We start from the raw sequence: 9,182 nt of genomic DNA on the forward strand, positions 1-9,182 counted from the left end.
AGTACAACCAAACCTTTGACCAGATTTTTGAACAGTTGCCGAATCTTGTTGAGGGTAAGTTAAAAGTCCCTAAAAAAAGTCAGAAAAAGGTTACTTTAGATGATTTGGCCAATCAACTCAAAAAAGACATCAGCTCTATTGAGTCAGCGATCGCCAATACCAAAAATCTGAAAGAATTAGCAGCAAAATTAAATGTGTCTGAAGAGACACTTAACCTGTCCAACGAACAGTATCAGAAGCTTCGAGACAAAATTCCGGCTGAATCTGGAGCTACATCTAAATCTAACTAATTTCCACACTAAGAGAAACAGCTTATGTCAACCCCGAGTCAGTGGATTGAGCAGAACCAGAAAGCCTTGAATCACCTTTTGGATGGCGAACCAGAAGAAGCAAGACAATGGGTTCATAGTTTTCTTACTCAAAGTGGTTCTGCGCTTGAAGACCCGTTTTGCAGTCAGATTGCAGCCAACGCTTATTTGGCGTATGTAATACGCAACAAACCTGATGAAATCCGTTCTGCCTTTGAAATAGCTGAATCAAATATGTTTAAAAGGATTGGAACTGAATTTGATTCAAAAAGAGAAAGTTACCAGCAAGCTTTATCCGCAGAGGTAGAGGCACGAATTAGTCGGATGGCAGAACGGTTGGTTGCAGAGCGTTTCGACAGTCCGTCTGAAGCTGAAGATAAGTCTGTACAGGGTCTCAAAAATGCAACTCATAAATTAATATTAGCAGCGATCATTGCTTCTAGTGGAATTATTGGCCTAGTATTGGGTCTTTTTATCAGTTCTCTGAGCAGTAAAAACCTCATTAATCCTGCTGCTACAGACAACCATCTTCTTAACTGGGCCAAGTCAAAGCAGGGGGAATTCGCCCGGCAACTAATCGAATGGAATGGCGATCGCTTAGTTTCTCTAAAATGCGAGAAGGAAGCGAAACGCGACAACATTACTCTAGCTGTCAATGGTATCCAAGCTACACGAGGAGTTTGTGCGGTTTTTGTCCGCAACCCCCGCGAGAGTAAACCACAACAAGTTTCCGAATAATTATGCAGAGAAACGATAATGTCTCGTCATCATTACAAGCATTGGCCTCTACTAGAGAGTCCGTTAACGGCGATCGCCGTCTCGCCCTCAGACCGACAATGCTTTTTTAAGCAGTTTGAACAGTGGGGTTTGGATATGGAATTGCCCCTATACCTATGGAATGCCGGATATAAATATGTCCAAGAAATTCGTTCAGGTAAGATTACCCCTACTCCTACTGCAGTTGAGGATAATATTCTTGGTACTATCTGTAACGCTAGTCGGGATGGGATTTTCTTGGTTGAAGGTATCGTCCAGAACATTGATCCTCTCATAGACTTGCAACTACGGAATGCCCACGATGCCCTAACACAAGGGGACAGCCTAACTTTTATAGTGCTGTTTGATGCACTTTTGGACATACCGATGAATTTGTATCCCTTAATTCCTCAGTTGGAGAAGCCTTTTCCTTCGTCCAAAGAACTTGAGGAGTTGGTAACTCAATTCTGTCAGGAACATCCTTTCTTACAAGAATCCGATCCTTTACCATTGCTCCAAGCTTGTACCGGATTGCCAGAAGGCGAGATTACCCTTGTTCTGAATCGGTTGGTAGGTGAAGCTAATACCCTGGAAGAGTTGGCAGATTCGGTTTTGGAGTATGCTAAACAAAAGTTAGCGGGTAAAGGTGTTAGGATTTTGCCCCCTCCTGACGTACCCAAGGCTGCTGGCTTGGATCTACTTGATAAAGATATAGATAAAATAGCATCACTATTCGATCCTCGTGCATCTTCTTGGAAATTACGCAATCCTAATGGTGGCTTACTTTGGGGATTGCCAGGAACAGGAAAATCCCTTGTGGCCAAGATGATTGCCCAACGCATCAGAGCAAAGATGATAGCGGTAGATTTCAATCAACTTGTAGGCTCTACTGTATCAGAATCATTGCAGAATCTCAAGCATCTCATAGATTTAGCAGATAATTCTGGCAATGTAGTCTTATTTTTTGATGAATTTGAAAAGAATTTTGTAGGTTGGGAGTCTGGCGGTAGTGGTGGGGCGATGGCCAAGATGACTGGGGAGTTATTGTCTTGGCTGCAAGACCACACCACTCCCGTGTTTATGCTGGCCACAATCAACAGATTAGGATTGCTCCCGGCAGAATTAGTCAGGCGCTTCAAATATGTGTGGTTTTTGGGAAATCCCCATAATGGAGCGTTGTATGAAATCTTCAATATCCACCTGGGTAAATATTGTCCTAACTTACGTTTTTCTGATTCACAATGGCGAATTTTACTTGATGAGTATCGAGGTTGTTCTCCGGATGAGGTTGGTAAAGCAGTTGAGAGAACCCTAGAAACTAACTTTCACCACCAAGTACAAAGTGCAAAGGAACAAGGAAAAACCTTCAATCCTCGAAAATATTTACCCCAAATTTCCTTAGCAGATTTGCTGGCAGAAAGGCAAAATTTCACGCCTGCTTCAGCTAATAAAGCCATTAGCGACCAACTTTATGCCATCAAGCAAGATGCCGATTTTGCTCGCCCGACTTCAGGGAGAGACACATCCCGTTTCGCTCGAATTAACCGGGGGATGTTTGAGCAATCTGGAACGAAAAACCAGGCAACAGGTACGACAAAACTCAACCGTCAACCTAAATCACTCGAAGTAATTTAATCATGGCTCACACACAAATAGCAACCATATTTACTGGGCTAATCCTACTAATGACCACTACAACTGCTTCCAGCAATCCCAATACTATCACAGTTCAGCAGGTGGGGGAGCAGCAAGTGGCTATGCCAGACATAGAAAACTGGACATTCAATTCCATGCCTAGTATAGAGGGGATGGATGCTCCATCCCAACTCCTCAAATTAGGCTCCTTATCCTCCCTGGGAGCTGAAGAATTTACTTTAGAACAAACATCTGCTTTTTTAGGGGTGGATGTCAATCAATTTACCCTGAACCAATTACCACTGATGGGAGAACAAACCTTGGGCAATTTAGTTTTGGGTGATGGCATTTCATCAGCCGGAGTTCCTTATTTAGACCAATACAAAATCCAGCAAATCCAGCCCCTCGCTAATTTTTTCAATAACAACCCTCAATTTCAAGACATCCAACTCTCACAAAATTTAGGTCAATTTGTGGCCAACAATCCCATTGCTGCCAATACGAAATTGAATGAGTTGGGAAATTTCCAAATAGGCAGCATCCCAAACCTGGGAAATACTCCCCTTAAGGATTTTGTTGATTGGGAGAATTTTAGTTTAGACAGCATTCCCGGAATATCTGAGATTCCACTCTCTCAGTTTCCCAATCCTTTGAGTTTGAGCAGTATTAGCATCATTGCTAGGATCGATACAGTGAGAGGTCCCGCTGAAGCCACTTGGGGGCGCACAGTTACTGGTAGCTCGTCGGTGGGTTTTGAATTCCCATGCAATAAAACAGATGCAAACACAGAGTCCTGTTCTCACATAGAACTCGACGATCCAGAAAACCTGGGTACGACTGTATCCTCTCCGTTTGAGGGAAAAGCCTGGATTAACGGCCAGCAACAGTGGGTTGATGGTGGTTCTGGATTGCTCAAAATGGCAATTATGTCACCCGTCGCTAAACCTGGATTAGAACCTACCGGACGATTTCCATTTGGCGGATTTGCTAAAATGGTATTATGGGAAGTCGATGAGACAAACGACTCGGCACAATTTGTTTTATTCTTACGATACTGTAACACTGGAGGCTGCACGCCATACAATATTGGTCCTATACCTTTTATGGAGTATAAAAGGGATGCAATGATTCCTATAGGTATAACGCGTAGCAATCCTCCCAGTAATAGGCTACCTATACGGACACAACAACAGTTGGCACAGCAGCAGGTGAGGAGGCAGCAACCAAGTAGATCAATGCGAGACAATATCATTACTGGGGAGGAAGTGGCAGGTGGAATTTCTCCATCTATTTTGGCAGAAGGAATTATCCAGATTCTAAGTGTGGGTAAAAGCAATAGTCAATCTGATTTTCCACCAATCACTTGTTTGGAAAATCGCTGTGGAAAATCTCTTGGCAAATACTACTTACATTCTACTAATCAAAAGGTAATAAAAAGTATTGCTCTGCTTGATGGGGGTGATAAATTTCTAAGAGATTTAACCAAACCTAACTATCCTACCCCCGCAAGTTTGCACAATTTCTTTCCTTCAACTAGACAAGACGAGGTAATGCGGTTAGTTATTGGTGAAGCTGCTCTATTAGCTCGCAGCGAAATCGATCCTACTACCGACAAGTATTTTTGTGGCGATCGCTTGCTTGAAAGAACTGCTCAAATTCTAGCTGGTGGATTGTTCGTCCCTATTGATTCTAGGGTGATGAATGCTGACAATAGTCTAACTATACTGAAATTTGGCCAGAAAGTAACGACTTATTACAACTCTCATGGTGGCACTGTAGTTAGCTGTGCCACTAACTAACCTGTTGAAAAACTATGACATCCTCACAACCCTCAAAATATATTTACCTTATACTTCCTTTTATTAAAGGATTTGCTCTGTTTCTCATCCTGAGTGGATTATTGGGAATTATTGGGTGTGGCTCCCATGCTCAAGTTATTAGTGGTTGGAAACCTGCTACTAAAGTCGTTTCTGAAGATACAGCAAAACAAATTATTGCTGATAATTCGTCTCAAAAGGCCGACTGGAACACTTATAAACAACTAGAAGCAATTCGTCTGACTAATAAACTTATCTTATTTAAGATAAATTCACCATCTTTTTGTGGATATTTTGGATGTCTACATCTTGCCTATCTAGAGGAAACTCCGGAAGAGTATAGACCTATTTTGAGGCGATATATCAATCCGCTCCTTCCTAAAAATACTACTCAAATCCAATTACTGAAAGAACCACCTAATGGTGTTGTTGCTAAAAGTTCCCTACCTTGCTTGCGTTTTTTTCAAGCACATCCCACAAACAATATCTTGCAACAGATTACCGAATGTTTCGATGGACAAGTTTACAAGATTGTGGAAACCAGAAATAGTGTTATTGATAATTAATAATTAATAATTAATAATTGTTGATTAAAACATTCAGGTTTTTTACCTCCCTTTTAGATTGAATATTAATAAGTTATACCAATCAAAGAAATGTTTGCTACAAATAGCTAGGGTATTTATTAGAATTCATAAACCAGAATTTATGAGTCATAATTAATAGATTTAATACCAGTTTTCAGGTTTTAAATCCTCTTTTTTGTCCAAGGGGCATTTCCTGCTAAATCTTTTTATTGCACTTATTTTTCGTAAATTTTTTTTCATTTTGGTATTATGATTAATAATTGATTCGCGGATTCATGGGGGCGTTAATACCAATAAAAAAAGTAATGCTATACTTAGCTAATGCTTCAGTCATTAAGGAATTAACACCCATAAATAAATTATTGCCTAAGTATTAATTTGTCCCTGCTAATATTTCTGTTTTTTTATACTTTTTACCCTCAGTTACTTACTTTTTTTTAAACTGTAGAAAAGTTATTTGTAAATAGTATCACTTATGATTTATTGTTTGCATAATCATTTCATTCTAGATTTTTGTAATGAATTTATTGATTTTCAGGCAGCGAAAGATAAATTCCCTAAAACTTGAAATAACGTGGTTTATTTAATACATAAAATAGCACAGTTTAGAATGAAATAGCCCGGCATTGTTTGTTAATTATTTATTCAACAGAGGTGGTTATTAATTGTTAATTATTAATTGTTAATTATTAATTGTTAATTATTCAGGAGGAAAAGAATTTTGAAAATCTTAGCACAGACTACTCAACCGCCACCATCTAATAATATCGCAGGCGATATAGGCAGCGCCTTTGGCAATGTCTTTGGGGGAGAAAATTTACCCCTAATCCTGACTATGGGAGGAATTCTATTAGTAATGCAGCTTCTCGGTGGAGACAAAAAACAAAAGCTCACCACCGCACATTGGGCAGGAAGAGGAGAAAAAGCTTCTGCTATTGGCAAATTATGCTCCGAAATTGAAAAGCGAAAAGTTTCTGAAATTGGCCTCTACTGTGGAGACTGGAAACGTCGTAAACGGAGTTCTATCGGTACTTTCTTTTCTGGCAGTCCTCCTACTATTCCCGTGTGTACTGTAAATCGTGGCGTGATGGTTGTAGGAGGTGCGGGTTGTGGTAAAACTTTCGGAGTTTTGAATCCTTTGGCATCAGCAGCGATCGCTCAAAATCTTGGTTTTCTTCTCTATGATTATAAGGGAGAGCAAAAGTGGGTTGTAGCGACTGAAGCATTGCAGAATGGTTATACAAATGTGAGGGTTTTTGCCCCAGGAAAACCATATAGTTGCTGTATTAATCCTATCAAGGATTTTATTCGTAGTGCTACTGATAATTTTGGAGCTAAACAATTAGCAGAGGTTTTGTATCAAAATGGCTCCAAAGATAATTCGGGAGGAGACCCGTTTTTTGAACCCGCCAGTCAACAGTTACTACAGGCTTTAATCCAACTGGCACGAGCGACGGAATACCCTGATTTAGCTATGTGCTATGCTTTAATCCAACTTTCTGATTTAGAAAAACGGTTATTGGAGGCAACTCGCAAACGGGAAAAATACTCTCCTTTTCTTTGGTATCAATTCAATCAAATAGCTTCTTTAGCTAAGGAGGATGCAGGAAAAACTACTGGTGGAATTATCGCAGGAGCTTATAATTTATTACAGCCTTTGGTACAACCTCAATTAATGGCTTGTACTATTGGTGATTCAAGTATCAAGACCTATATTGATGATGGCATGATGCTTGTGATTGAGAATGATATTGCCCGTCAAGATGCTCTAGCTCCCGTACTGGCAGGGACTATCCACATGATTGTCTTGCAAAACTTTGCCAAGCAGCGCCAGAGTGGCTTAGTTTTGATGTTTGATGAGTTGCCTACCATAAAAGTGAATGTAGCGCAATATGCAGCAGAATTTCGGTCTAAGGGGTGTGGTACTATTATCGGATTTCAGAATAACAAACAGCTTGAGCAACGCTATGGCAAAGAAGGGGCTACAATTATACAGGCGAACATGGCGACCAAGTTTTTCTTTAATCCCGGCCATGTAGAAACGGCAGAGGAGATTTCCAAATACTTGGGAGAGTCGGAAATTACCTATTCTACTCAAAATGTTTCTCATAATTTTGGTACTGGTGCTGCAGGAGGATCACGTTCAAAAAATCAGTCTATTCAGATCGTGCCGTTGATGAGTAAGGAAGTCCTGCTCAAGTTTAAGCGTAGCTGTGTTTTTATTAATCCAGCCGTCGGCAGCTCTCAAGAGGGCAGCGTCCCCTGGCATATCCAACCAGAAATCAAACTGCCACTACCCCAAGTGAAACGCTTTCAGGAAAATGAAAAGATGTGGCAGGAGAAAATAGAGCCTCGTTTAATTGCCTCGGAGTTCAAGCGGTTAGAAATTACAAATTATGATGAATTAGATGAGCGCATGGCTGAAGAGATGAATAAGCGTATCGCTTTAGCAGAGGAACTTCTCCCTTTACCCGAAGATTCCAAATCTGCTACAACAATTAGTTCGCGTCGCAGTAACCCTTTACCTATAGATATTTAAGAAAATGAGTGAAACAAACATCGAAATGCCTGATGCTGTTCAGCGTGCTGTAGGATTTGAGTTGGTAGCCACAAAACTGGAAAATTTTGGGGATGAATGGGCTGCTTTTGCCCAACAATATCGCGGGTTTTCCTCAGAAATTAAAGAGCAAAGTCTTTCTGGGGGGATATCTGAGGAATTATGGTCCGAAGCTAGGCAAGCTTTGCTTGATGAGCGTGAGAATTCATCCTCAAGTTGGCTACAGATTGATTTTTTTCCTTCAGTTTCGAGTGATAATAATTCTACTGCTAGTAGTAGTGACGCTGCTAGTGGAGTCACTATTGATACAGAAACACATCATACACCTTTAACAGCAAATCCGGCAATAAACAATACCACTGAATTTAGGGACAAAGACGAACCTGAGATTTCGGATACTGAGGAACTAGCAGACAAAGAAGAATCTGAAGTACAGGAGCTAGTGGACGACGATCCTTTACAACAAGACTTGGTTCAACGAGCAGTTCCTATCCTTTTTGCTGCCCTAGAACGTTATGGGGCTGTTTCTAATATGGGCCTTGAAATCCGGCTCGAAGGCGAACGCAATTCTGTTACTTGGGCTATCCTCGATCGCAAATTAACTGTAGAGGGAGAGGAGAATATGGAGATTTTGTTTGATTCACACAAACAAGTAGAATCCTTCAATTCGAGTTTGAGTAAAGAGTATGTGGAGCATCTGGAAAATCAGGTCGCTCCACAATTAGAAGCACCAGAAACCACTAAAGTTGTTAGCAAAAATATTAGTCGTTGATAAGAGGAGATATTTTATGTTTGATATAAATTTAGATGATATTGATTTTACTTTTCAAGAAAAGCTCGTGGACGAGGTTTCGATTGTAGCAAACAATATACTTAATATTCACGGTACGAACACATTTGATTCACCTACACATCAAATAGTTTACGAGCCAGACCACGCTACTATGTCTATAATAGACCGCCAGACTGGCCAGACTGTTAATAGTGTTCGTGATGGTGATGGATGGATTGATAATGGTTCAAATGCTTCTGCGGATATGTTACACGAGTTTTTGAGACTGCAAGACCGCTTGGAGAAAGAAGCTCGGGAGAAAATGAACTCAGATAGAGGCCGAGAACTGAGTAGATAAAGATAGGAATCTTTAGTTGCATTGAAATCCGTTCAGTTTTAAAAACCTTAGCACTTTTTATATCCCTTAAAGTCCTCTTTGAAAACTTCATAATATATTATTATGAGCGAATGTTACCCAGTCTTAAAAATCCCCAAAAAAATACTTGATATTGATGTACAAATACCTGATATAAAAATACCTGAACCCACAGTACCTTTGCGGACAAAAAAACCTGTCAAACCTTTGATACCTAAATTAATAAAACCTAAAAAACTCAATTTTATATTAATTAGTTTTGGTGTGTTTTTTCTTTCTATTTTTATACCTATGCCCTATGGAGCAATTGTGCTAGCATTAGGGTTTATATTAGGGGTGTTTTTTTATTTTTATAATGAGTTCAATTATACAAC

Annotated in this window: 9 protein-coding genes; all 9 read left to right on the plus strand. The window is 40.0% G+C overall.

Going from position 1 to position 9,182, the window contains the following annotated elements:
• Positions 1-290, plus strand: a 290-nt coding sequence (locus tag F6K15_RS36580) for a hypothetical protein (protein ID WP_293070851.1), incomplete at its 5' end; no start/stop codon positions are given.
• A 24-nt stretch (positions 291-314) separates the two neighbouring features.
• Complete coding sequence (locus tag F6K15_RS36585; protein ID WP_293070853.1) at positions 315-1,046, plus strand: DUF6753 family protein; 732 nt, start codon at positions 315-317, stop codon at positions 1,044-1,046.
• A gap of 18 nt (positions 1,047-1,064) precedes the next feature.
• A complete protein-coding gene (locus tag F6K15_RS36590; RefSeq protein ID WP_293070855.1) occupies positions 1,065-2,699 on the plus strand; it encodes an AAA family ATPase in 1,635 nt (544 codons plus the stop codon).
• 50 nt (positions 2,700-2,749) lie between these two features.
• Positions 2,750-4,498: a hypothetical protein gene (locus tag F6K15_RS36595; protein ID WP_293070856.1), complete on the plus strand. Its 1,749-nt coding sequence runs from the start codon at positions 2,750-2,752 to the stop codon at positions 4,496-4,498.
• A 14-nt stretch (positions 4,499-4,512) separates the two neighbouring features.
• Positions 4,513-5,082 (plus strand): hypothetical protein, encoded by a 570-nt coding sequence (locus F6K15_RS36600; protein ID WP_293070857.1) that lies wholly within the window; start codon positions 4,513-4,515, stop codon positions 5,080-5,082.
• Between the two features lie 742 nt (positions 5,083-5,824).
• Positions 5,825-7,642, plus strand: coding sequence for a type IV secretory system conjugative DNA transfer family protein (locus F6K15_RS36605; RefSeq protein WP_293070859.1), 1,818 nt, complete (start codon positions 5,825-5,827; stop codon positions 7,640-7,642).
• Between the two features lie 4 nt (positions 7,643-7,646).
• Entirely contained in the window at positions 7,647-8,432 is a 786-nt protein-coding gene (locus F6K15_RS36610) for a hypothetical protein (protein ID WP_293070860.1), read from the plus strand.
• Positions 8,433-8,448: 16 nt separating this feature from the next.
• Entirely contained in the window at positions 8,449-8,790 is a 342-nt protein-coding gene (locus tag F6K15_RS36615; protein WP_293070862.1) for a hypothetical protein, read from the plus strand.
• A gap of 102 nt (positions 8,791-8,892) precedes the next feature.
• Positions 8,893-9,182 (plus strand): hypothetical protein (locus F6K15_RS36620; RefSeq protein ID WP_293070864.1); only part of this gene is annotated, 290 nt, incomplete at its 3' end.

This window comes from Okeania sp. SIO2B3 (assembly GCF_010672525.1).
Classification (GTDB): domain Bacteria; phylum Cyanobacteriota; class Cyanobacteriia; order Cyanobacteriales; family Microcoleaceae; genus Okeania.

What these genes read in the sequence shown, in the direction of transcription:
- F6K15_RS36595 (WP_293070856.1), top strand. Translation starts at nt 2,750, where the DNA reads ATGACCACTACAACTGCTTCCAGCAATCCCAATACTATCACAGTTCAG.
- F6K15_RS36600 (WP_293070857.1), top strand. Translation starts at nt 4,513, where the DNA reads ATGACATCCTCACAACCCTCAAAATATATTTACCTTATACTTCCTTTT.
- F6K15_RS36590 (WP_293070855.1), top strand. Translation starts at nt 1,065, where the DNA reads ATGTCTCGTCATCATTACAAGCATTGGCCTCTACTAGAGAGTCCGTTA.
- F6K15_RS36615 (WP_293070862.1), top strand. Translation starts at nt 8,449, where the DNA reads ATGTTTGATATAAATTTAGATGATATTGATTTTACTTTTCAAGAAAAG.
- F6K15_RS36610 (WP_293070860.1), top strand. Translation starts at nt 7,647, where the DNA reads ATGAGTGAAACAAACATCGAAATGCCTGATGCTGTTCAGCGTGCTGTA.
- F6K15_RS36585 (WP_293070853.1), top strand. Translation starts at nt 315, where the DNA reads ATGTCAACCCCGAGTCAGTGGATTGAGCAGAACCAGAAAGCCTTGAAT.